20 protein-coding genes, 4 tRNA genes and 1 other RNA gene are annotated in these 22,804 nt (G+C 71.3%); 14 read left to right on the top strand and 11 right to left on the bottom strand.

The features are described 5' to 3' along the window. Nucleotides 1-132: 132 nt before the first annotated feature. The 3 genes from purL to purS are packed head-to-tail and all read right to left on the bottom strand — an operon-like array spanning nucleotide 133 to nucleotide 3,307. Nucleotides 133-2,382: a phosphoribosylformylglycinamidine synthase subunit PurL gene (gene purL / locus ACFW2G_RS28685; protein WP_384445665.1), complete on the bottom strand. Its 2,250-nt coding sequence runs from the start codon at nucleotides 2,380-2,382 to the stop codon at nucleotides 133-135. Next, nucleotides 2,379-3,059 (bottom strand): phosphoribosylformylglycinamidine synthase subunit PurQ, encoded by a 681-nt coding sequence (gene purQ / locus ACFW2G_RS28680; protein ID WP_037920105.1) that lies wholly within the window; start codon nucleotides 3,057-3,059, stop codon nucleotides 2,379-2,381. Before purQ ends, purL begins: the two co-directional genes overlap by 4 nt. A gap of 2 nt (nucleotides 3,060-3,061) precedes the next feature. Beyond that, nucleotides 3,062-3,307 (bottom strand): phosphoribosylformylglycinamidine synthase subunit PurS, encoded by a 246-nt coding sequence (purS, locus tag ACFW2G_RS28675; RefSeq protein WP_037920107.1) that lies wholly within the window; start codon nucleotides 3,305-3,307, stop codon nucleotides 3,062-3,064. Nucleotides 3,308-3,633: 326 nt separating this feature from the next. On the opposite strand from purS, the gene ACFW2G_RS28670 reads away from it, so the two are divergent. The 8 genes from ACFW2G_RS28670 (at nucleotide 3,634) to ACFW2G_RS28635 (ending at nucleotide 8,128) form a co-directional block, all read left to right on the top strand. After that, nucleotides 3,634-3,951 carry an Lsr2 family protein gene (locus tag ACFW2G_RS28670; RefSeq protein ID WP_037920109.1) on the top strand — a complete coding sequence of 106 codons (318 nt, stop codon included), beginning with the start codon at nucleotides 3,634-3,636 and terminating at the stop codon, nucleotides 3,949-3,951. Between the two features lie 89 nt (nucleotides 3,952-4,040). Further along, nucleotides 4,041-4,112: transfer RNA gene (locus ACFW2G_RS28665), tRNA-Gly, on the top strand. A 72-nt stretch (nucleotides 4,113-4,184) separates the two neighbouring features. After that, a tRNA-Gly gene (locus ACFW2G_RS28660) sits at nucleotides 4,185-4,257 on the top strand. A 150-nt stretch (nucleotides 4,258-4,407) separates the two neighbouring features. Beyond that, the gene (locus tag ACFW2G_RS28655; RefSeq protein ID WP_384580928.1) at nucleotides 4,408-5,403 is read left to right on the top strand and encodes an ABC transporter ATP-binding protein; all 996 of its coding nucleotides are present in this window, start codon (nucleotides 4,408-4,410) and stop codon (nucleotides 5,401-5,403) included. Continuing rightward, a complete protein-coding gene (locus tag ACFW2G_RS28650; RefSeq protein ID WP_037920113.1) occupies nucleotides 5,400-6,164 on the top strand; it encodes an ABC transporter permease in 765 nt (254 codons plus the stop codon). The genes ACFW2G_RS28655 and ACFW2G_RS28650 overlap by 4 nt, the downstream gene beginning before the upstream one ends. A gap of 22 nt (nucleotides 6,165-6,186) precedes the next feature. Continuing rightward, nucleotides 6,187-7,425 (top strand): sensor histidine kinase, encoded by a 1,239-nt coding sequence (locus ACFW2G_RS28645; protein ID WP_384580930.1) that lies wholly within the window; start codon nucleotides 6,187-6,189, stop codon nucleotides 7,423-7,425. Next, nucleotides 7,422-8,033, top strand: a complete 612-nt coding sequence (locus tag ACFW2G_RS28640) for a response regulator transcription factor (protein WP_037920116.1) — start codon at nucleotides 7,422-7,424, stop codon at nucleotides 8,031-8,033. The genes ACFW2G_RS28645 and ACFW2G_RS28640 overlap by 4 nt, the downstream gene beginning before the upstream one ends. Before the next feature lie 22 nt (nucleotides 8,034-8,055). Then, nucleotides 8,056-8,128: transfer RNA gene (locus ACFW2G_RS28635), tRNA-Gly, on the top strand. Nucleotides 8,129-8,174: 46 nt separating this feature from the next. On the opposite strand, the gene ACFW2G_RS28630 is transcribed toward ACFW2G_RS28635, so the two are convergent. From ACFW2G_RS28630 to ffs, 6 genes are all read right to left on the bottom strand, one after another. Next, entirely contained in the window at nucleotides 8,175-9,080 is a 906-nt protein-coding gene (locus tag ACFW2G_RS28630) for a phosphoribosylaminoimidazolesuccinocarboxamide synthase (RefSeq protein WP_384445675.1), read from the bottom strand. A 97-nt stretch (nucleotides 9,081-9,177) separates the two neighbouring features. Next, complete coding sequence (locus tag ACFW2G_RS28625) at nucleotides 9,178-10,665, bottom strand: N,N-dimethylformamidase beta subunit family domain-containing protein (protein WP_037920118.1); 1,488 nt, start codon at nucleotides 10,663-10,665, stop codon at nucleotides 9,178-9,180. A 238-nt stretch (nucleotides 10,666-10,903) separates the two neighbouring features. Beyond that, nucleotides 10,904-12,736 (bottom strand): hypothetical protein, encoded by a 1,833-nt coding sequence (locus ACFW2G_RS28620; protein ID WP_384445678.1) that lies wholly within the window; start codon nucleotides 12,734-12,736, stop codon nucleotides 10,904-10,906. Nucleotides 12,737-13,022: 286 nt separating this feature from the next. Further along, entirely contained in the window at nucleotides 13,023-14,276 is a 1,254-nt protein-coding gene (purD, locus tag ACFW2G_RS28615) for a phosphoribosylamine--glycine ligase (RefSeq protein ID WP_384445680.1), read from the bottom strand. Between the two features lie 60 nt (nucleotides 14,277-14,336). Continuing rightward, on the bottom strand, nucleotides 14,337-16,565 hold the full coding sequence (locus ACFW2G_RS28610) for a DNA polymerase III subunit gamma and tau (protein WP_384580932.1): 2,229 nt from the start codon (nucleotides 16,563-16,565) through the stop codon (nucleotides 14,337-14,339). A 63-nt stretch (nucleotides 16,566-16,628) separates the two neighbouring features. Beyond that, nucleotides 16,629-16,727: signal recognition particle sRNA small type (gene ffs, locus ACFW2G_RS28605), an RNA gene on the bottom strand. Between the two features lie 131 nt (nucleotides 16,728-16,858). On the opposite strand from ffs, the gene ACFW2G_RS28600 reads away from it, so the two are divergent. Next, nucleotides 16,859-16,943: transfer RNA gene (locus ACFW2G_RS28600), tRNA-Ser, on the top strand. Between the two features lie 131 nt (nucleotides 16,944-17,074). Here the strand turns inward: ACFW2G_RS28600 and ACFW2G_RS28595 are convergent. Both ACFW2G_RS28595 and ACFW2G_RS28590 read right to left on the bottom strand, forming a co-directional pair. Further along, nucleotides 17,075-17,359: a PIN domain-containing protein gene (locus tag ACFW2G_RS28595; protein WP_236647589.1), complete on the bottom strand. Its 285-nt coding sequence runs from the start codon at nucleotides 17,357-17,359 to the stop codon at nucleotides 17,075-17,077. Nucleotides 17,360-17,500: 141 nt separating this feature from the next. Continuing rightward, nucleotides 17,501-17,788: a hypothetical protein gene (locus ACFW2G_RS28590; RefSeq protein WP_384580935.1), complete on the bottom strand. Its 288-nt coding sequence runs from the start codon at nucleotides 17,786-17,788 to the stop codon at nucleotides 17,501-17,503. Nucleotides 17,789-18,103: 315 nt separating this feature from the next. On the opposite strand from ACFW2G_RS28590, the gene ACFW2G_RS28585 reads away from it, so the two are divergent. The 5 genes from ACFW2G_RS28585 to ACFW2G_RS28565 all read left to right on the top strand — a co-directional run bounded on the left by ACFW2G_RS28585 (nucleotide 18,104) and on the right by ACFW2G_RS28565 (nucleotide 22,742). Further along, nucleotides 18,104-19,066, top strand: a complete 963-nt coding sequence (locus ACFW2G_RS28585; protein ID WP_384580937.1) for a hypothetical protein — start codon at nucleotides 18,104-18,106, stop codon at nucleotides 19,064-19,066. 669 nt (nucleotides 19,067-19,735) lie between these two features. Continuing rightward, on the top strand, nucleotides 19,736-19,951 hold the full coding sequence (locus tag ACFW2G_RS28580; protein ID WP_037920122.1) for a type II toxin-antitoxin system VapB family antitoxin: 216 nt from the start codon (nucleotides 19,736-19,738) through the stop codon (nucleotides 19,949-19,951). Beyond that, nucleotides 19,948-20,370 (top strand): PIN domain nuclease, encoded by a 423-nt coding sequence (locus tag ACFW2G_RS28575; protein WP_037920123.1) that lies wholly within the window; start codon nucleotides 19,948-19,950, stop codon nucleotides 20,368-20,370. Before ACFW2G_RS28580 ends, ACFW2G_RS28575 begins: the two co-directional genes overlap by 4 nt. Before the next feature lie 285 nt (nucleotides 20,371-20,655). Continuing rightward, nucleotides 20,656-21,663 (top strand): phosphorothioated DNA-binding restriction endonuclease, encoded by a 1,008-nt coding sequence (locus tag ACFW2G_RS28570; protein ID WP_384580939.1) that lies wholly within the window; start codon nucleotides 20,656-20,658, stop codon nucleotides 21,661-21,663. A 218-nt stretch (nucleotides 21,664-21,881) separates the two neighbouring features. Then, nucleotides 21,882-22,742, top strand: a complete 861-nt coding sequence (locus ACFW2G_RS28565; protein ID WP_384580941.1) for a poly-gamma-glutamate hydrolase family protein — start codon at nucleotides 21,882-21,884, stop codon at nucleotides 22,740-22,742. Nucleotides 22,743-22,804: the final 62 nt, after the last annotated feature.

Raw genomic sequence — 22,804 nt, 5'->3', positions numbered from 1 at the left:
CGCTCCCGCAACCCCGAAAGATCACCACGCTCAACGCCCACGGTCCTCGCAACTCCCACAGATCGCGGGTGTTGCGAGGACCGCTAGAACCCAAGCCTCTGTGCGGGGCCCCGGCCGTGTTCCCGCCGGTGATCAGGCCAGCAAGGCGGGGATCGTCGCCTCGTGGGCCTCGCGAAGCTCGGCCAGGGGCAGGCTGAACTCGCCCTGGACCTCGATCTCGTCGCCGTCCACCACGCCGATGCGGGTGACCGGCAGGCCGCGCGCACCGCACATGTCGGTGAAGCGGAGCTCCTCGCTACGCGGGACGGCCACGATGGCGCGGCCCGCGGACTCGGAGAAGAGGAACGTGAAGGCGTCCAGGCCCTCGGGGACCACGACGCGCGCGCCGTTGCCGCCCTTGAGGCAGGACTCGGCGAGCGCCTGGATGACGCCCCCGTCGGACAGGTCGTGCGCGGCGTCGATCATGCCGTCGCGCGAGGCGGAGATGAGGATCTCGGCGAGCAGCTTCTCCCGGCCCAGGTCCACCTTCGGCGGCAGGCCTCCGAGGTGGTCGTGGACGACCTGGGACCAGGCCGAGCCACCGAACTCGGCGGCGGTGTCGCCGAGCAGGTAGAGCAGCTGGCCCGCCTCCGCGAACGCCATCGGCGTACGGCGGTTGACGTCGTCGATCACGCCGAGGACGGCCACGACCGGGGTCGGGTGGATCGCGACGTCGCCGGTCTGGTTGTAGAGGGAGACGTTGCCGCCGGTCACCGGGGTGCCCAGCTCCAGGCAACCGTCCGCGAGACCGCGGGTGGCCTCGGCGAACTGCCACATGACGCCCGGGTCCTCGGGGGAGCCGAAGTTCAGGCAGTCGGAGATCGCCAGCGGCTTGGCTCCGGTCGCGGCGACGTTGCGGTATGCCTCGGCCAGGGCCAGCTGCGCGCCCGTGTACGGGTCGAGCTTGGCGTAGCGGCCGTTGCCGTCCGTCGCCATGGCCACGCCGAGGTTGGACTCCTCGTCGATGCGGACCATACCCGCGTCCTCGGGGTGCGCCAGCACGGTGTTGCCCTGCACGAAGCGGTCGTACTGGTCGGTGACCCAGGACTTCGAGGCCTGGTTCGGGGACGCGACCAGGGCCAGGACCTGCGCGCGCAGCTCCTCGGAGGTCTGCGGGCGGGGCAGCTTGCCCGCGTCGTCCGCCTGGAGGGCGTCCTGCCACTCGGGGCGGGCGTAGGGGCGGTGGTAGACCGGGCCCTCGTGGGCGACGGTACCCGGGGGGACGTCCACGATCTGCTCACCGTGCCAGAAGATCTCCAGGCGCTCGCCGTCGGTCACCTCACCGATCACGGTGGCGATGACGTCCCACTTCTCGCAGATCTCCAGGAAGCGGTCGACGTGCCGCGGCTCGACGATCGCGCACATGCGCTCCTGCGACTCGCTCATGAGGATCTCCTCGGGCGAGAGCGTCGCGTCACGCAGCGGGACGGTGTCGAGCTCGACGCGCATGCCGCCGGAGCCGGCCGAGGCCAGCTCGGATGTGGCGCAGGACAGGCCGGCTCCGCCGAGGTCCTGGATGCCCGCGACCAGCTTCTCCTTGAAGATCTCCAGGGTGCACTCGATGAGGAGCTTCTCCTGGAACGGGTCGCCGACCTGGACGGCGGGGCGCTTGGTGGGCTTGGTGTCGTCGAAGGTCTCGGACGCGAGGACCGAGACGCCGCCGATGCCGTCGCCGCCGGTGCGGGCGCCGTAGAGGATGACCTTGTTGCCGGGGCCGGAGGCCTGGGCGAGGTGGATGTCCTCGTGCTTCATGACGCCGATGCAGCCGGCGTTGACGAGCGGGTTGCCCTGGTAGCAGGCGTCGAAGACGACCTCGCCGCCGATGTTGGGCAGGCCCAGGCAGTTGCCGTAGCCGCCGATGCCCGCGACGACGCCCGGCAGGACGCGCTTGGTGTCGGGGTGGTCGGCCGCGCCGAAGCGCAGCGGGTCGACGACGGCGACCGGGCGGGCGCCCATGGCGAGGATGTCGCGGACGATGCCGCCGATGCCCGTGGCCGCGCCCTGGTAGGGCTCGATGTAGCTCGGGTGGTTGTGCGACTCGACCTTGAAGGTGACCGCGTAGCCCTGGCCGACGTCGACGACGCCGGCGTTCTCGCCGATGCCGACGAGCATCGCGTCGTTCTGGGGGACCTTCTCGCCGAACTGCTTCAGGTGGACCTTGCTGCTCTTGTACGAGCAGTGCTCGGACCACATGACCGAGTACATGGCGAGCTCGGCGCCGGTCGGGCGGCGGCCGAGGATCTCCCGGATCCGGGCGTACTCGTCCTCCTTGAGGCCGAGCTCCTTCCACGGCTGGGAGGCGTCCGGGGTTTCGGTGGCGTTCTTGACGGTGTCGAGGCTCATGCGCTGACCAGCTTCTTCAGGACCGACGTGAAGAACGGGAGGCCGTCGGTGCGGCCGGTCCCGATCAGCGGTTCGACCGCGTGCTCGGGGTGCGGCATCAGGCCGACGACGTTGCCCTCGGCGTTGGTGATGCCGGCGATGTCGCGGAGCGACCCGTTCGGGTTCACGTCCAGGTACCGGAAGGCCACTCGGCCTTCGGCCTCCAGTTCGTCGAGCGTGCGCTCGTCGGCGACGTACCGGCCGTCCATGTTCTTGAGCGGTACGGAGATCTCCTGGCCGGCGCTGTAGTCGCCGGTCCACGCGGTCTCCGCGTTCTCCACCCGCAGCTTCTGGTCGCGGCAGATGAAGTGCAGGTGGTTGTTGCGGAGCATCGCCCCCGGCAGCAGGTGGGCCTCGGTGAGGACCTGGAAGCCGTTGCAGATGCCGAGGACCGGCATGCCGGCCCTGGCCTGCTCGATGATGGTCTCCATCACCGGCGAGAAGCGGGAGATGGCCCCGGCGCGCAGGTAGTCCCCGTAGGAGAAGCCGCCCGCGAGGACGACCGCGTCGACCTGGTGCAGGTCCTTGTCGCGGTGCCAGAGCGAGACCGGCTCGGCCCCCGCGAGGCGGACGGCGCGCAGCGAGTCACGGTCGTCGAGCGTTCCGGGGAACGTGACGACTCCGATGCGAGTGGTCACCGTCAGGCCTCGACCTTCACGGTGAAGTCTTCGATGACGGTGTTGGCGAGGAACGTTTCGGCCATCGTGTGGATGCGGTCGAGGGCGGCCTGGTCGACCGGTCCCTCCACTTCCAGTTCGAAGCGCTTCCCCTGACGGACGTCGGCGATGCCCTCGAAGCCCAGGCGCGGCAGTGCACGCTGCACCGCCTGGCCCTGGGGGTCGAGGATCTCCGGCTTGAGCATGACGTCGACTACGACGCGTGCCACTGGCACTCCCGATGAGGTGGTTGGTGCAAGGCGGTTCCATCAGCGTACCCGGCCGAAATTTCTACGCGGGTAGATATGGAAGCGGCTTGATCACCGCGCCGTTTCGGCTTCACCAACGCTTCGCAAAATCCCCAGGAAAACCACGTACCCGGCATTGCGACGGGACACGCGGAGAGAATTAACTGAGCTTCACAATGCAATGGGAATCGAGGTACAAAGGAATCAACCGGGATTCCGGTCGAAAGTTGCATTGCCCCAGAACATCCGAACAGGCGACATCGCCGCACGTCAGCAGGTGGCGCTGTCGCACGAAGGGACCGATATCCGTGGCGCAGCGCGTAGTAGTGACGCTCTCCGACGACATCGACGGCGGAGAAGCGGCGGAAACGGTCATGTTCGCCCTGGACGGTAAGTCGTACGAGATCGACCTGAATGCGGCCAACGCAAAGAAACTGCGGAAGAGCCTCGCGCCCTTCGTGGCCGCCGGACGCCGCCGGTCGCGCTCGGGGAAGACCTTCAAGCACACCTCGGTCGCGCCCGACCCGGCGGTCGTCCGCGCCTGGGCCCGGTCCAACCAGCACGACGTGCCGCCGCGGGGCCGCATCCCGAAGAAGATCTACGAGGCCTACAACGCGGCCCACTGAGGGCCGATTTGCCAAGGCCCCCCACCCGTCCGCTAGTGTGTGGATCACGCCGAAGGGGCCGGACCGCAGGTCAGACCCTCCGAGGTCGTGCGGGTGTAGTTCAGTAGCAGAACATCCCTCTTCCAGAGGGAAGGCGCAGTGTGCGATTCCTGTCACCCGCTCTGCATGACTTTCCGACCACTCAGGTGGATCGGGTAGAGTGATGCACGTACTGCCCCGGCAGTGCACTGCTTGCGGACGTAGCTCAGTTGGTAGAGCACCACCTTGCCAAGGTGGATGTCGCGCGTTCGAGTCGCGTCGTCCGCTCTGTGAAGGAAGGCCCCGATCATTCCGATCGGGGCCTTCTTCGTATTTCCCCTTTCGCCGCCGACGGCCTCGGAACGCCCTGACAAATGTCATCGCCGGTCGTGACAACGCGCACTGCCGGGCCGCTCCGGACGCCGCGACGCTTGATCCATGACTGACACCGTGATCCAAGCCCGGGACCTGCGCCGGGGCTACGCCGGAGGATTCGAGGCCGTACGAGGCGTCTCCTTCTCCGTGGCGCGGGGTGAGGTCTTCGCCCTGCTCGGCACCAACGGCGCGGGCAAGACCTCCACCGTCGAAGTGCTGGAGGGACTCGCCGCGCCGAGCGGCGGGCAGGTCCGCGTCTTCGGCCTCGATCCCCTCACCCGGCGGGCCGAGGTCCGGCCGCGCACCGGGGTCATGCTCCAGGAGGGCGGCTTCCCCTCGGACCTATCGGTCGTCGAGACCGTGCGGATGTGGGGCGGGGTCACCACCGGCGCCCGCCCGGCGGCCGAGGTGCTGGAGCTGGTCGGCCTGACCGCGCGCTCCGGCGTACGCGTGAAGCAGTTGTCCGGCGGGGAACGGCGGCGCCTGGACCTGGCGCTGGCCCTGCTCGGCCGACCCGAGGTGCTCTTCCTGGACGAGCCCACCACCGGCATGGACCCCGAAGGGCGCCAGGAGACCTGGGCCCTGGTGCGCGCACTGCGGGAGCAGGGCACCACGGTGCTGCTGACCACGCACTACCTGGAGGAGGCAGAGGAGCTCGCGGACCGCCTCGCGATCCTCCACGAGGGCGAGCTGGTCCTGTCCGGGACCCCGGCCGAGGTGACCGCCACCCGGCCGGCCCGGATCCGCTTCGCCCTGCCCGCCGGGACGCCCGCCGCCCGGCTGCCGCTGTCGTTGCGGGCGGCCGCCTTCGGGCAGCGCGTGGAGATCCGTACCGAGGCGCTCCAGGAGACCCTGGCCCAACTGCTCGGCTGGGCCCGGGAGAACGGCGTGGAACTGGGCGGGCTCGACGCCCGGTCCGCCTCCCTGGAGGAGGCCTTCCTGGAGATCGCCCGGAACCGCCGCAACACCGGCGACCGCACCGGTCGCACCGGCCACGGCAGCCACGGCAGTCACGACAGTCACGACAGTCACGACGACACCATGGCGGGGACCCGATGAGCACGCTCACCCTGAACGCCGGCCGGATCACCGCGCTCGGCCGCTCCGAGCTCACCCTGCTGGTGCGCAACCGGGCCGCACTCGGCGTGGCCCTCCTGATGCCCCTGCTGATGGTGTTCGTCCTGCGCTCCTCCCTCACCGGCGTCGAGGGCGCCGCGGCCGTCGGCGAGGCCACCCTGACCGGCGGGATCGGCATGGTGCTGCTCCTCGTCGTCTACATGAACCTGGTCTCCGCCTACGTCGCCCGGCGCGAGGAGCTCGTCCTGAAGCGGCTGCGCACCGGCGAGGCCCGGGACCTGGAGATCCTGGCCGGGACGGCGCTGCCCGCCGCCTGCCTGGCGCTCGGCCAGATCGCCGTCCTCGCGGTCGCCGGGGCGCTCGCCCTGGACGTGCGCATGCCGCAGAACCCGCTGCTGCTCGTGGCGGCCGTCTTCGCCGGCCTCCTGCTGCTGGCCGCGCTGTCCGCGGTGACCAGCTCCTTCACCCGCACCGTGGAGACCGCCGGCCTCACCACGCTGCCGCTGTTCCTGGCGACCGTGCTCGGCTCGGGGCTGTTCGCCCCGACGGACTCGCTGCCCGACCTGGCGGCCTCGCTGTGCGAACTGTTGCCGCTGAGCGGCGTGATGGTCCTCGTACGGGCCGGCTGGAGCGGCGGAGCGGAGGGCGGGGACCTGCTGGGCGCCGGACTGAACGTGCTGGCCTGGATCGTGATCAGCGTGTTTGCTGTCCAGCGGTGGTTCCGCTGGGAACCGCGTCGCTAGGACGAGTCGGGGGACGGGAACCGTGTCGAAGCTGACCGGGTGGTGGAAGAACCGCAACACCGCGGGGAAGGTCGAGCTCTACACCCGGGGGTCGTTCTACGTCTTCGTGCTCTTGGAGATCCTGTCCTTCGCGCTGACCCCGCTGGCCGCCGCGGCCGCCGACGGGACCTCCTTCGTGGTGCCCCTCTCGCTCTTCCTGATGATGTGCGCACACGCGGCCCTGTGCGGGGTGCTCACCTCCCGGGCACTGCACTGGGTGGTGGGGCGGCGTGAGCGCCCCACCCGACTGGCAGTGGCCACCGCCCTGGTGACGGCGGGATGCGTCCTGGCCGTCCTCACCGTGCGGACCACCGGGGAGTCCCAAGCGACCGTGGCACCGACCATGGTGGCCGGACTAGCCTGGTTCACCTCCGGATCGCTCGTCCTGTGCCTGAAGTCGGTACGGCGGATGTGGTACGTCGCCGCGGCGGCGGCCGTCGCCACCGGGCTGGCCGCCCTGAGCCTCGGCATGCCGGTGGGGAAGGCGCTCGGGTACGCCGTCGGCGTGCTGCTGGGAGGCCTGTTCTTCGGAGCCACCAGCGGGTTCTCCGGCTGGCTGCTGAGGACCGTCTACGAGCTGGACCGCTCCCGCGAGGTCCAGGCACGGCTGGCGGTGGCCGAGGAACGGCTGCGCTTCGGCCGCGACCTGCACGACGTGATGGGCCGCAACCTGGCCGTGATCGCCCTCAAGAGCGAGCTGGCCGTCCAGCTGGCCCGGCGCGAACGCCCCGAGGCGGTGGAGCAGATGATCGAGGTCCAGCGGATCGCCCGGGAGTCCCAGCGGGAGGTCCGGGACGTGGTGCGCGGCTACCGGGAGGCGGACCTCGCGGTGGAGCTGGAGGGAGCGCGCGGGGTGCTGAGCGCGGCCGGGATGGAGTGCCGGGTCGACTTCCGGCCGGACCGGGAGCTCCCCTCGGAGGTCCAGTCGGCACTCGGCTGGGTGGTCCGCGAAGCCACGACGAACGTGCTGCGGCACGGGGACGCACAGCGCTGCCGAATCCGGCTGGCGGCTCCGGCGAGCGGCCCCGTGACGCTCGTGGTGGAGAACGACGGCGCGCCGGAGGCTCCTGCCGGGCCGCCCGGCTCGGGACTGGCCGGGCTGCGGGAGCGGCTCGCCGCGCTGGAAGGAACCCTGGAGGCGGGGCTGGTCGGTGACGGCCGGTTCCGGCTGCGTGCGGAGATACCGGGCCCACGGCTCGACGGACTGGAGGTGCGGGCGTGAGCCCGGTACGCGTACTGCTCGCCGACGACGAGCACTTGATCCGCGGGGCGCTGGCGGCGCTCCTCGCTCTGGAGGACGACCTGCTGGTCGTCGCGGAGGCGGCGTCCGGCCCCGAGGCGCTGGCGATGGCACGGGCGCACCGCCCGGACGTGGCGGTGCTGGACCTGCAGATGCCGGGGGCGGACGGTGTGAGTGTCGCCACATCCCTGCGGGCCGAACTCCCCGACTGCAAGACGATGATCGTGACCAGTCACGGGCGTCCGGGACACCTGAAGCGGGCGCTGGCGGCGGGGGTGCGCGCCTTCGCCCCGAAGACGGTCTCGGCGCAGCGGCTGGCCGAGCTGATCCGGACCGTGCACGCCGGAGGCCGTTACGTGGACCCCGAGTTGGCGGCCGACGCGATCAGCGCCGGGGACTCCCCGCTGACCGCGCGGGAGGCCGAGGTGCTGGAGCTGGCGGGGGACGGGGCGCCGATCGCGGAGATCGCGGAGCGGGCCTCGCTGTCGCAGGGGACGGTCCGCAACTACCTGTCCTCGGCGGCCACGAAGCTGGGCGCCGAGAACCGTCATGCGGCAGTGCGTCTCGCGAGGGAGCGAGGTTGGGTATAGTAGGTCTCGCCTTACGGCGCCTGCGGACATAGCTCAGTTGGTAGAGCACCACCTTGCCAAGGTGGATGTCGCGCGTTCGAGTCGCGTTGTCCGCTCTGTAAGGAAGAAGCCCCGGTCCTCGGACCGGGGCTTCTTCGTTCCCTACGACCAGTCCAGGCCGGTCAGACGCTCGTACGCCTCGATGTACTTCGCGCGGGTCTGCGCGACGACCTGCGTCGGGAGGGCCGGCGGCGGCAGTTCGCCCTTCGGGTCCCAGCCGGAGGCCGCGGAGGCCAGCCAGTCACGGACGTACTGCTTGTCGAAGGAGGGCTGGGAACGCCCCGGCTCCCACTGGTCGGCGGGCCAGAAGCGGGAGGAGTCCGGGGTCAGCACCTCGTCCGCGGCGACCAGCGCGTGGTCCTTCGGGTCGAAGCCGAACTCGAACTTGGTGTCGGCCAGGATGATCCCGCGCTCACGGGCGATGTCCCGGGCGCGGCTGTACACGGCGAGGGTGGTCTGGCGCAGCAGCGCGGCCGTCTCGGCGCCGGTGGTGCGCGCGACCTCCTCGTAGGAGACGTTCTCGTCGTGCTCGCCCACCTCGGCCTTGGCAGCCGGGGTGAAGATCGGGCCGGGCAGCTCGGAGCCGTCCACGAGGCCTTCGGGAAGACCGAGGCCGCAGACGGTGCGGGTCTTGTTGTACTCGGCGAGGCCCGAGCCGGTGAGATAGCCGCGGGCCACGCACTCGACCGGGACCATGTCGAGGTTCTTGCAGACCAGCGTGCGGCCGGCCCAGTCGGCGGGGGCACCGGCGGGCAGCTCGGTGGAGATGACGTGGTTCGGGACGAGGTCCGCGAGCTGGTCGAACCACCACAGGGAGAGCTGGGTCAGGACGCGGCCCTTGTCCGGGATCTCGGTGGGCAGCACCCAGTCGAAGGCGGAGATGCGGTCGCTGGCGACCATGACGAGGCGGCCGTCCTCGTCCTGGTAGAGGTCGCGCACCTTGCCGGTGTGGAGGTGGACGAGGCCCGGAACCTGAACCGGCTCGGGCTTTTCGACGAATCCGGACACGGGGTCTCCCTGTGGTTCTGTATGAAGCGCACCCCGATTCTCGCGCACCCGGCCGCCCACCCCCGGACAGGGGGTGTGTCGGCCGAGCCCGGTCGGGTCAGTCGTGCTTGCAGATCCGGTCGAGGAGGTTGGCCGTGGCCCGCTGCACGCGCTCGTCGACGTGGCCGGGACGGTCGAGGGCCGGGGACCAGGCGAACGTGCCGGAGGCGAAGACCAGCGCCCCGCTGGGGGCCCGGTAGAGGGAGGTCTCCTGGTGACGGCGCTGACCCTCGCTGTCGAGGTACGGGGAGTGCGCGAGCAGGATCCGGTCCTGGTGCTCGGGGAGCTGGGTGCGCGGGAAGTACCGGTCGGCCTCGCCTGCGACCAGGCCGGGCAGTTCGTCGTTCTCGCCGGCGCCGGTGGAGTCCCACAGCCAGTGCGTGGCGTTGCGCACGATCATCGGGGCGGGTTCCGGGACCCGGCCCGCGTACTGGATGCCGAGCAGCTGCTGCTCCGGGCGGTCGACCTCGCGCCAGAGGGCGGGGCGGCCCGGTCCGCGGCGTTTTCGGCAGGTGAGCAGCCGGTCGGGGACGCCGGAGGGCGACGGGCCGAGCTCGACCTGCCAGTACATGGTGTTCGCGGAGAGGAACACGAGGGAGGTTCCGTGGTGGCGCGCCCGCTCGACGGTGCGGCGCATCGGGGCCGACCAGTACTCGTCGTGGCCGGGGAAGACCAGGCCGCGGTAGCGGGTGGGGTCGATGCGGCCGGCGTGCAGGTCGCGGGTGTCGGCGTAGGCGATGTCGTAGCCGTAGCGCTCGGCCCAGCGGATGAAGTCGTAGGCGTGGCCGACGTGGAGGGGCAGGCCGGCGCCCGCGTAGGGCCGGTCGAAGGAGACGGTGACGGCCGCGTCCCGCTCGCCGAGGAGGCGGCCCGCCTCGTCCCATGCGTGGTAGAGGCTGGCGCCCGTCCGGCCGTCCTCCGGGTAGAGGTTGTAGGCCTGCCACGTGATGTCGGGGAGCAGGAGCAGCAGGTCGGCGGGGTGGTCGTCGCGGACCGTGAAGGGGATGTGGGAGCGGTAGCCGTCGGCGGTGGTCAGGACGGCGACGTACGCGCCGACGCTCCAGTAGGACGGGACCTGCAGGCGCCAGGAGAGCCACCAGTGGTGGCAGGAGACGGTACGGTCCGCGGCGAGGGGGGCGGGCTGGACGATGCCGGAGAGGCGGGGGCTCGTGGTGATTTTAGAGGCGCCGTCGCCGCCGTAGTGGCCGATCCGGTAGACGTCGACGGAGAACTGCTGGGGCGGGTCGACGGTGATGTGGAAGTCGATGGCCTCGCCCGGGGCTACCGCGCCAGTGGAGGCGAAACCCTTGATCTGACGGTGCACGTCGTCGGCGGTGCGGGGGCCTCCGTTGCCGCGGGCCCGGGGGATCTGGCCGGTGCCGGCGACCGCGGCGGCCGGGTCCACGTACCAGGGGACGACCTGGCCGGTGTCGTCGAAGTAGAGCTCACTGCCCCGGAACCAGGGCAGGGGGCCCTGCCCGAAGGGGTCGTTCACCGCGTGCGCGAGCGCACCCGACTCCCAACGCCGGATCTGGTCGGTACCCATGACCGTTCCCCTCCCTCGCTCCCCCGGTCGGCATGCGTCGCCTCGGTGCGTGGCGCTCGTGGCGCCGGTACGGCAGTGCGCGGAGATCCGCTTCGGGATCGTCCAGCCGCGACCGGTCCCAGCACATCACATAACGCACGCAGTCCGTCACCGTTCGTCGCGAATTGACGAGAACGGAACAATGGCATCCGTATATCCGTGCGATGCGTCGCCGCTCCGGGGCGGTGTCGGGGGTGTCTCAGACCAGCCGGACGGGCTTCTCCGTGCGGACCCCGAGGGCCGAAAGCCAGTCCCGCAGCGGCCCCGGGTCGCCGTCCTCGACCAGGCGGAGCACGCGGGGTGCGAGATCCGTCCGGCGGTCGCCGCCGACGAGCAGGACCGGTCCGTCGAGCCAGTCCATTCCGGGGGCGGCCCCAGCCGAGTCCACGGCAGCGCAGCACACCATCGCCGTCACGTGGTCGGCCAGCAGATCCCGGCCGCTGCGCGGCGGCTGGAGCGGGAAGAGCGGTACGGCGTCCGCGCCGCGCGCCTTCGCGGCCGCACCGGCCGCGCCCGCGGCCCGCTCGGCACGGGCCAGGTCGGCGCTGAGCCGCCCGGCCAGGGCCTCGCCGAGCGCTCCCTCACCGGCGGCGCCCGTGAGGCAGCCCAGCACCCGCTCCAGCGTGGGCCCGGCGAAGCCGTCCACACCGCGGGGCACCGCGGCGGCGGCCTCGATCGTGGCGGATCCCGCTGTACCCGAAGCGCCGGACGGAGCCGGCGAGCCGGCGGCTCCGGCAGCGGCGGGAGCCACCGGGGCGACGGCGGTGACGGGGGCGACCGGAGCAGTGGAACCGGCACCGGCCGGTCCCGGGTCACCAGCGGACGCGGAGCCGCCGACTGCCCCGGCAGGTCCCGCGGGCGGTCCCGCAGGGGCGGCGAGCGCGTCCAGCGCGGCGTGCAGGCGGGCCGCCTCCGCCCGCCACGTGCGGTCCACGACCTCTTCGGGATAGGCCGCCCAGTCCACCGGGGACCAGTCCGGCCCGGCCTCGGCCGGGCCTCCGTGGAAGAGCCGCGCGGCCAGCAGCGAGGTCGCTTCGTCGATCACGCCGGGCTGCTCCAGCAGGTCACAGGCGGGCCGCTCGCCGAGGCGCGAAGTGAAGCCCTCGGCCAGCCGGTCCCGCCGGGACAGCTCGGTCAGCGCCGAGACCACCCCGGCGTCCAGGTGCGCGGGCCAGCGGCCCATCCGCCAGGCGGGCAGGGCCACCCGGGTCAGCAGCCGGTCCCAGCCCGCGTAGGCGAGGCCGACCTGCTCCTGGGCGACGATGCGCAGCCCGTAGTCCACACCCTGTGCACGGTCCGAGGCGGCGGCAGCCACCCCGCGCTCCATCTCGGCGGCGTCCGTCCTGCACAGCCTCAGCAGTAGCCGGGCCGGACCGGCGATCCAGCCGAGACCGCGGCGACTGCCCACGTCCACGGCGGCGTCCAGGCCCCGTACGAAGCCTCGCGCGTCGGCTATGTCCGGGTGCGCGGAAGGACCTGTACCGGCGACGACCGGCGCAAGCACGGCCCGCAGCTCTGCGACCCGCATCCACCACAGGAACGGCGAGCCGATCACCAGTACGGGAGCCGCGCCGGGCGCGGACCGGGAACCGCCGGCCGCGCCGCTGCGGCGGTGGGCCGGATGGGCGCGGTCCTCCAGCCAGCTGTCGCAGTCCGGCGTCAGGGCTATCGCGGAGGGCGGCGGTACGTCCATCCGGTCGGCCAGGTCCCGCACCAGCCGGTAGAGGTCGGGGGCCGCGGCCTCGGACAGCGACACCGTCGGCGTCACCGCCGGGCTCGCCCGCAACACCACCGCGGCGAAGATCCCGGCAAGGAGCAGCACCACCGCCGCAACCACGCACACCACGAGCGTCACGGCGGCCCAGGGCTCGCCACCCAGCCGACCCGTCGCCCGGGCGGCCACCAGCACCACCGCGAGGGCGGCGGGCAGCAGCGCCACGGCCAGGGCCCGGCTGCGCACGCGCAGCACGGCCAGAGCGCGGGACCGCGCGGACGGAACGCCCGCTTCCATGATCGAACCGATTCCGGACACGGCCGGTCTCACCCCCTCTGCCCTGCGGCTGCGTTGCTCACTCCCCCACTGTGACACCCGCCACTGACATCGCAAGGTCGGTGGGCCAAGTGCCGGAATGCCTGCGCCGCACCCTAGTTGGGGCGCGCCCGGCCGTCAGGCAGACGAGGTGACGATCACCCGATGGAATGGCTTTGGGTAAAGGTGGGTGCGTTCGAACGAGGCCGGATGCAGTCGCACGCGAACACGCCCGCGGGCCCGGGCGCGTGAGATGCGCACCGGGCCCGCGGGTCTGCGGAGCCGCTGGTCAGCCGAGCCCGGCCGCCTTGGCGGCGATGTCGGTACGGTGCTGCGAGCCGTCCAGGCGGATGCGCGCGACCGCCTTATACGCCTTCTCGCGCGCCTGCGCCAGATCGGAACCGGTCGCCGTCACCGAGAGCACGCGACCCCCCGCGCTGACGACGGCGTCGCCCTCGCTGCGGGTTCCGGCGTGCAGCACGTAAGCGTCGGGCGCGTCCTCGGCCGCCACCTCGGCCAGGCCCTCGATCGGGTCCCCGGTGCGGGGGGTGCCGGGGTAGTTGTGGGAGGCGATGACGACCGTGACGGCGGCGTCCTCGCGCCACACGAGCGGCGGCTCGTCGGCCAGCGTGCCGCTGGCGGCGTTCAGGAGCACGCTCGCGAGCGGGGTGCGCAGCCGGGCCAGCACCACCTGGGTCTCGGGGTCGCCGAAACGGGCGTTGAACTCGATGACCCGGGTGCCGCGGCCGGTGATCGCGAGGCCGGCGTAGAGCAGTCCCGAGAAGGGGGTGCCGCGGCGGCGCAGTTCGTCGACGGTCGGCTGGAGCACGAGCTCCATGACCTCGTCGACCAGCTTCGGGTCGGCCCAGGGCAGCGGCGAGTAGGCACCCATGCCGCCGGTGTTGGGGCCCTGGTCGCCGTCCAGGGCGCGCTTGAAGTCCTGGGCGGGCTGGAGCGGGACGACGGTAACGCCGTCGGTGATGGCGAAGAGGGAGACCTCGGGGCCGTCGAGGTACTCCTCGATGACCACCCGGTCGCAGGCGAGGGCGTGCGCGCGGGCCGCGTGCCGGTCCTCGGTGACCACCACACCCTTGCCGGCCGCCAGACCGTCGTCCTTGACCACGTAGGGGGCGCCGAAGGCGTCGAGGGCCGCGTCCACCTCCTCCGGGGTGGTGCAGACGTAGCTGCGTGCGGTCGGGACCCCGGCCGCCGCCATCACGTCCTTGGCGAAGGCCTTGGAGCCTTCGAGCTGCGCCGCCTCGGCGGACGGGCCGAAGACGGGGATGCCGACGGCGCGCACGGCGTCGGCGACCCCGGCGACCAACGGGGCCTCCGGGCCCACGACGACCAGGTCGGCGCCGAGTTCGGTCGCGAGAGCGGCGACGGCTTCGCCGTCGAGGGCGTCGACCGGGCGGAGCTCGGCCACCTCGGCGATGCCGGCGTTGCCGGGAGCGCAGTACAGCGCGGAGACGTCGGGGTCGAGGGACAGAGAGCGGCACAGGGCGTGTTCGCGGGCGCCGCCGCCGATGACGAGGACCTTCACGCCGCTCAGCCTAGCCCGGACGGCGGCGACGCCTTCGTGCGGCCACCCAACCGAGACGTCCTATTCGTTTGTGTATTCCTCCACAACCGTGGCTCCGAGCTCCCGCACGATCAGGTCGTGTCCGGTCAGCGCGCTCTCGACGAGGTCGGGGTCGTCGTCCTCGGCGAAGTCGTCCTCGGGAGCGACCGGCGCGGGCGGCTGCGCGGCCGGGGGCGGCGACGGGGCGGCGGACTGCTGAGGCTGCTGCGGCTGGTGAGGCTGCTGGGACGGCTGCTGAGGCTGCGCGGCCGGGGCCTGAGGAGCGGGGACCTGCTGCGGCGGGGGCGGGGGCGGGCTGTACGCCGGGGCGGGCGCGGGCGGCCCGCCGTACGACTGGCCGGGGGCGGACACCGGGGCCGGGCCGCCGCCCACGACGGCGTCGATCTTCCAGTTGACCTGGAACTGCTCGGCCAGGACCGCCTTGAGCACGTCCTCGCTGCCGCTGCTGGCGAAGTTGTCGCGGGCTCCGGCATTGGGGAATCCCAGCTGAAGTGTGGTCCCGTCGAAGCCGGTGACCTGGGCGTTCTGGCTGAGCAGGATCCAGGTGAAGCGACGGCGGTTCTTTACGGCGTCCAGGACGGCGGGCCACATCGCCTGGACCTGTCCGGCACCGGCGGCCATGCCGGGGGAGGGGACGGGCGCGGCGGGCGCCGCGGCGGCGGGTGCGGGCGCCGGGGCGGCCGGAACGTGACCAGGTGCGGGCGCGCCCTGGCCGGCCGCGGCCGCGCTCGGCCAGGCGCCGGGGGCGGGAGCCGCGGCGGCGGGCCGGGCGGCCGGGGCTCCGCTCCCGGGCTGCGCGGCTCCGGGCCACGCCCCGGGGGCGGGCTGCGCGGGAGCGGCGGACGGGGTGGGCGGCGCGGCCTCCTGGTGTACCGGGGCGGGAGCCGGAACGGGGGCGGGTGCCTGGGCCGGAGCCGGAGCCGGAGCAGGGGCAGGGGCAGGGGCAGGGGCCTGAGCCGGAGCCGCGGCCGGGGTCCGGGCGGCGGCCCGGGCGGCCGCGGGACCCCCGCCCGGACCGGCCGGGGCCATGGCATGCGCCTCGGGCCCGGGTACGTAGCCCATGGCGGGCGGCCCGGCGGCGAAGGCGGCGGCCCCGCCGCGCTCCAGGCGGTCCAGGCGGGCTTGGAAGGACCGCTCGTCGTCGAAGGCGGCGGGAAGCAGCACCCGGGCGCAGATCAGCTCCAACTGCAGCCGCGGCGAGGTCGCGCCTCGCATCTCGGTGAGGCCCGCGTTGACCAGGTCCGCGGCGCGCGAGAGCTCGGCGGCACCGAACACGGACGCCTGGGCCTGCATCCGCTCCACGACATCGGCGGGGGCGTCGATCAGCCCCTTCTCCCCGGCGTCGGGCACGGCGGCGAGGATGACCAGGTCACGCAACCGCTCCAACAGGTCGGCGACGAAGCGGCGCGGGTCGTTCCCGCCCTCGACGACCCGGTCGACGACCTCGAACGCGGCCGCGCCGTCCCCGGACGCGAAGGCGTCGACGACGGAGTCGAGGAGCGAGCCCTCGGTGTAGCCGAGAAGCGAGGTGGCCATGGCGTATGTCACACCCTCCTCGCCCGCGCCGGCGAGGAGCTGGTCCATGACGGACATCGAGTCACGCACGGACCCGGCGCCGGCGCGCACGACGAGCGGCAGCACGCCGTCCTCGACCCGAGCGCCCTCACGGCCGCAGACCTCACCCAGGTACTCCCGGAGGGTGCCGGGCGGCACGAGACGGAACGGGTAGTGGTGGGTCCTGGACCGGATGGTCCCGATCACCTTCTCCGGCTCGGTGGTGGCGAAGATGAACTTGAGGTGCTCCGGCGGCTCCTCGACCACCTTCAGCAGGGCGTTGAAGCCCGCCGAGGTCACCATGTGGGCCTCGTCGATGATGTAGATCTTGTAGCGACTGGACGCGGGCCCGAAGAAGGCCTTCTCACGCAGGTCGCGGGCGTCGTCCACGCCACCGTGCGAGGCGGCGTCGATCTCGATGACGTCGATGGACCCCGGGCCGTTCCTGGCGAGGTCGCGGCAGGACTGGCACTCCCCGCAGGGGGTAGGGGTGGGGCCCTGCTCACAGTTCAGGCACCGGGCGAGGATGCGCGCGCTGGTGGTCTTTCCACACCCGCGCGGCCCGCTGAACAGGTACGCGTGATTGACCCGGTTGTTCCGCAGGGCCTGCATCAGGGGCGCGGTGACATGCTCCTGACCGATGACCTCGGCGAACGATTCCGGGCGGTAGCGGCGGTACAGCGCAAGGGACGACACGTCTACGAGGTTATCCGGGCCCACCGACAGCGGCGGCCCGCCGGCGCCGCGCAGGCCTCCGGAACGCAAAGCGCCCCCCACGCACCCGCCAGAGCCCACTTACCCTTGCTGCCTTCCGGCCCTGGGGGAGTTGGGTGAGATAGCGCCACGTGAGGGGCTGGGCCCCACCCTAGCGGATCCACGCCCCCGCTATCGACCCCGCCCGCGCCCCCACCCCCCGAGCCGACCCCGCCGGATCCCCTCCGAACGATCACGTTCGCGAGCACCCCTCCACGTCTTGTATTGTTTGCGGCGGAGGATTCGCCTAGAGGCCTAGGGCGCACGCTTGGAAAGCGTGTTGGGGGCAACCCCTCACGAGTTCGAATCTCGTATCCTCCGCAGCCGCCCACCAGGGCAAACGAAGGACCCGACCGCACTGCGGCCGGGTCCTTCGTCGTTCCGCGGTCTCAGTTCTGGTCTCATTTATTTGACGCAAAGCGGACAGTTCGCCACATTCCAGGCTGGATGATCTACCCCTCGTACTCCCAAGGGTTCAGCAGGAGTGCACCTGATCGCGCCAGATGCTTGATGTTGCGGCTCACCAGCGTCCAGCCGTTCGCCAGGGCGGTGGCGGCGATCAGCGCATCAGGGGGATCGATGCTGGTTCCGGCACTCTTGAGCCTCCGGTGAAGAGCGAGGTAGGCGAGTGCCTCCCGCTCGCCGACGGCGGCGATCCGGTCGCGGTACTGAATCTCGGATGTCTGTGAGCGCCCGCTCGAAAGCCGTACGCCGCACCGGATCAGGTGTTCCCTCAATGCCTGCTTCGATCTCCGCGACCGTGATGACGCTCAGGTAGAGGGCAGGAGACGGAACCGAGCGAGCCCAGGCGACGACGGCCGGGGCGGGCTTCGGCCGGGTGGTGATCTCCGCGACCACATTGGTGTCGAGCAGAAAGATCACTCGCCGTCCGCCGCATCGTCGTAGGACCGCCGGCCGAACTCCAGACCATCGAAGGGTGCCGCCCTAAGCCGCTCAAGGAATCCGTCGCTACCCAGCGTCGCCCAGCGGTGAAGCATGTCGGGCAAGGCATCGATGTCCGTGTCGGCCAGCTCGGCATCGAAGTGCCCGAGCTGGTGCTCGGGCAGAGACTCCCGGATCTCCCGGATCGTCCGTAGCGGATGGGACTGAGGATGGGACTCCTCGGGTCTGCGCGGCGGGAGTGGCAGATTCGGGGCAGTGCTCATGATCGGCTCCTCCACGCTGTGTTCCACGGGCCCATGCCTGAAGACCACCCTAGGCCGGACGGCCCTGGAGAGGGTCGGAAACGACCCGAATCCGAGCTTCGACGGGACTCATCCGCCGAGTCAGCGCCAGCTGTGCGGCAGCCGCTGCCTGCCGGCGACAGCGATGCCCGTTTGGTTGGAACCAGCTGAACGAAACTGCCGGATTGGACACCATGGGGAGCGCCACCCTGTAGCCCGTTTCGTGACATGTCTCGTGCACCGCGTCGTTGGTGCATGGCGAAGATCAGCTGTCGTCCCCTCCGTCGAAGGAAGCGAATGACGCAGAGCTCAGCCGCCCGAGCCGGACGCTTCCACACGGGGCGGTTATCCGATGGGCTGCCCCAGGCTCTGGATGCCTGGCGTGTCACCACCGACGATGCTGATGTGGCCGCCCGTGTCGCCCACCTCCTGGGTGGCGAACCTCAACCGAACGAAGGGACAGGAGGAGCTGGTCTTGCCTACGAAGTGCTGACGAGCCGCGAGAGCGTACGCGTTCGCATGAACGGGCCCGAGGCGGTGGCGGCACACATGGTCCTCCGGGGCCGTACGGGCATCATCCACGATTGCAACGGCGTGGAGTTCCTGTCACCGGAAGAGAAGAAGGGCCAGCCCTGCGGCTGCCCTCCACTGCTTGAGGACAGGAAGCTGGCAGCCCGGCACGGGCGCGGCCCGATGCCCTGCGTCGACATCACCTTCCGGATCGCAGCGGCACCCGGGCTCGGCGCATTCCACTTCATGACGCACTCGTGGCAGATGGCCGCGCAGCTCTCCGACCTGACGGACACGCTGGAACGGGTCAACGGCCCGGCCGTCTGTGACCTCACCCTGGAGCTCGTCGTCTACACGACCAAGGCGGGGAGAGGCGTCTGCTACCGAAAGCCGGCGGTCACGGTGCTCGGCAGCCCCGACACTGTTGCGTTCGAACCCCCGCCGACGGCCGAACCCACGCCTGTTCCGGCAGCATCCGCATCCTTCCGCAAGGCCAGGCAGGTCCCTGAGCCCACCACCCCGTCGGCACCGGAGTCGAACCACTCGGTCAGCGTGAACGCCGCCCTGCTCCGCCGTTCCGCCCAGGTGCTCGGCACCGGCGACCACGAGGAAACCGTCATCGCCGCCCTGTCCGAGACCGTGGCAGGACGGCAACAGACCGCAGAGCTCGTCCAGCTGCGAGAGCAGGTCAAACAGATCGCCGCAATCGCGGGGCAAGCGCTCCAAGGCCGGGATTCCTCACCCACCTGACCGGCTTCGTCCGTCTCTCAGTGATCACCGGCAGCCGGGGCAGGCTGGTCTCAGTCCTGGTCTCATTCACCTCCGTCCGAGAGTGTTCGGACGGGTCTGGATCGAACGTTCCGCCGCAGGTCAGGACGGGTACGACCCCCACCGGACGGGCGTACGAACATTTGGAAAGCGTGTTGGGGGCACCCTTCACGAGTTCGAGTCTCGTATCCTCCGCAGTCGCCTGAACAGGCGAAACAAAGATCCGGACCGCCGAATGCGGTCCGGATCTTCGGCATGCTCTGGTTGCAGTTCTGGTTGCGTTTATATCCGACATAAGGTGCATGTCGATCGCCTCGCACCGAGTCGAGAGCGCTTCACTCACACGATGCCGATACGAGCCCGAACAAGGGCTCGCGGCACGAGGGGCGCCGCATCCCACGGAGTCGCGAACACGAGGGTGTCAGCTGGCCGCGACCTCATGCCCGGCCAACGAGCATCCGGATGCCCCCTCCCGCACCGAGCAGATTCCGACACCACCCCCACCCTGACAGAGTGCGGCCCGTTCACCCCTCCGGAACCTCCACCCGAGCCTGCCGTGGACACCCGGCAGCCACGAGGAAGAGAACACAGCGCAGCGATGACCTATGAGAGGTATAGTTTTCTCCATACTTGATATCAAGGAGGTGTACCATGAGTCGTACGGTGATCGACCTCGATGACGAGCTGGTCGCGGACGTGGCCAAGGCTCTGGGGACCAGCACCAAGAAGGAGACGGTCAACACGGCCCTGCGCGAGGTACTGGAGAACAGGCGGCGCGCGCTGGCCTTGACCCGCCTGCGCGCCGCGGCCGACGAAGGCGCGTTCGACCTGACGCTGTTCGAGGAAAAGAGGAACTACCGACGGTGAACGCTGCTCTCTACCTGATGGACACCAGCGCCCTCGCCCGCTTCCTGCGGGGCGACGCGGAGCAGTACGGCTGGGACCAGGCAGCAGCAGCCGGCCTGATCGCCACATGCCCCATCACGGAGCTGGAGTTCTTCTACAGCGCCCGATCGGCCGCCGACAGAGCGCGGGGCATCGAGGACGTCCGGCTGATCTTCGGCTGGGTCCCGGTCGACGACCGGGCCTATGACCGGGCCTGGCAGGTACAGGAGGCCCTCACGAAACAGGGCAAGCACCGCAGCGCTGGTGCAGTCGATCTCGTCGTCGCCGCAACCGCCGAGTTGCAGGGCCTCACCCTCCTGCACCGTGACCACGACTTCGAGTGCATCGCCGCGGTCACCGGCCAACCCCTCCAGTGGTACGGCCCGGAGAGCCGCAAGTAGTCGGGCAGTGGTTGCAGTTCTGGTTGCATTCGCCTTCGTCCAGGGCGGACCGCTCTAGCGGCTGGGGTCTTCTGCATGTCCTGCTCTCAGTTTCGGCCTCATTTACTTGCCATATTCACGACATTTCTCGCAGCACACCAGGCTCCTTGGGGAGCGTCGAGCGTCGGGGCCAACGGGTGCACGCCGCGATCGGCAACCACCCCACCGCCGCGGCCTCGTGACGGGCTCTTCTCCGATCCCGCTCGCCTCGGGCTTCTCGCCGCGGCGCCACTACGATCGCCGGTCATGGACTGGCTGGAGCGGACCGCGACGCTGAGGCAGTGGACCAGAGGCGGGGCGCGCGCTCCCCACAAACCGCTGCTCCTCCTCTATGCCCTCGGCAGGTTCCAGCAGGATGCCGACGGCGGACTGCTCTACAGCGCGGTGGAGGAGGACCTGAAGCGGCTGCTGGCCGAGTACGGTCCGCCCCACAGGACGACGCCCGCCTACCCCTTCCACCACCTGGCCGGCGACGGCGTGTGGGAGGTCCGCACCGACCGCGGACCAGGCAGCCCCGGACCAGCGGTGCGGGAGCTGCGGGCGGCCGGGGCGGTCGGGCGGCTGGCGCCGGAACTGCGGGCGGCCCTGCGGCGGGAGCCGTCGCTGCTGGGCCGGATGGCGCGCGTACTGCTCGACCTGCACTTCCCGCCCTCCCTGCACGGCGAACTGTGCGAAGCGATCGGCCTGGAGCCGGAGCCGGCGGAGACCGGAGTGCTGTCTCCGGCACGGCGGCAAAGGGACCGGCGCATGCGGGAGCTGGTGCTGACGGCCTACGAGTACCAGTGCGCCTTCTGCGGCTACGACGGGCGGATCGGGACGGTTCCGGTCGGGCTGGAGGCCGCGCACGTGCGCTGGTGGGCGTTCGACGGCCCCGACGAGGTCGACAACGGCCTGTGCCTGTGCGCGCTGCACCACAAGCTCTTCGACAAGGGCGTCCTCGGTGTCGGTGACGGCCACCGCATCCTCGTCTCGCAGCGCTTCATCGGACACAGCCCCGCCGCCCGCGAGCACGTCATAGCGCTCGCGGGCCGTCCACTCATCGGCCCGCAGCCGGGCGTCCGCCCCGTGGCGGCGCACCACCGCTCCTGGCACACCAGCCAGGTCTTCCACGGCACCCCGCGCCCGGAAGCAGACCCCCCACGAAGCGGTTCCCGCGCGGTACGCGCCGAACCGGGTCCGTCCGATGCCTGGCGCAACTCCCGGGAGATGACGAGGACACTGCCGGCGAACTCCCGGTCCGGGCCGCCCGCCTGAGGGGACGCAGGCACCTCCGACCAGCGAGGTGAGGGCTGGTGGACGGATAACCCGCATGCCCGTCCCGTCCGACAGCCGCTAAGGTTCGGGCCATCGGATGGGGGGATCCGACTCTTCGGTCACGCCATCGTGTGGCATGCGGTCCTTCCCGGTTCCGTGCCAACGATCCGGCGTGGTGCCCGTCCGCGGACCGGCCCGCACAGACCGAAGGAACAACGATGTCCCAGTCCCACACCAGTCGCAGGACCGTCCTCACCTCCCTCGTGGCGGCAGCCGCGGGCGGCCCGCTGCTGACCGGACTCACCGCGACTCCGGCCGCCGCCGCCGGAGGCGACACGCACAACTCGAACTCGGACCTGTACGCGAAGACGGTCGAGGGCGAGGACTTCGCCCGCCGCTTCAAGCGGCACGAGGTCTCCGACCACGACAAGGCCACCACGCCCCGCCCCCATCTGACCACCGTGCTGGCCATCCACGGCGGCGGAATCGAGATGGGCACGTCCGAACTCTGCCTGGGCATAGCGGGCTACCGGCCCGACACGCTCGCCCCCGTGACGGCGGGCGCCCCGGTGTACGACTACTGGATGCTCGAAGGCATGCGCCCCTCCAACAACGGTGAGCTGCACGTCACCGCCTCGCACTGCGACGACCCGGTCGCCCGTTCCATGGCCGCCGGCAGCGCCAACGTCCTCAGCCTGCACGGCTGCACCGCAGCGCAAGCCGGCGCTCCCACCAGCCGGCCCGAGGCGGTCGTGGTCGGCGGGCTCAACACCCGCTTCCGCCAACTGCTGTCCGCGAAGCTGGGCGACGCCGGCTTCCAGGTGCTCGGCAACGACCCGGAGGACCTCAACGGCGACCTCCCGGCGAACATCTGCAACCGCACCCTGACGGGCGAGGGCGGCGGCCAGCTGGAGATGACCACGGAGCTCCGCCGGAGCCTCTTCGGCACCTTCTCCGGTGCGAGCAACCGTGCGGCCACCGCCAACGCGGACTTCTGGAAGTTCGCCAACGCCTGCCGTGACGCCATCGCGGCCATGGAGGCGGAGCAGTTGGCCCGCAAGAGCCTCTTCGACCACTGAGCCTCTTCGCCCACGGAGCCGGCCGGCCCGCGGGCAGGTCGGCAGCCCACACCCTGCGCTCC

It is taken from the genome of Streptomyces sp. NPDC058880 (assembly GCF_042742535.1).
Classification (GTDB): domain Bacteria; phylum Actinomycetota; class Actinomycetes; order Streptomycetales; family Streptomycetaceae; genus Streptomyces.
This window is presented reverse-complemented; position numbering and strand designations above follow the sequence as displayed.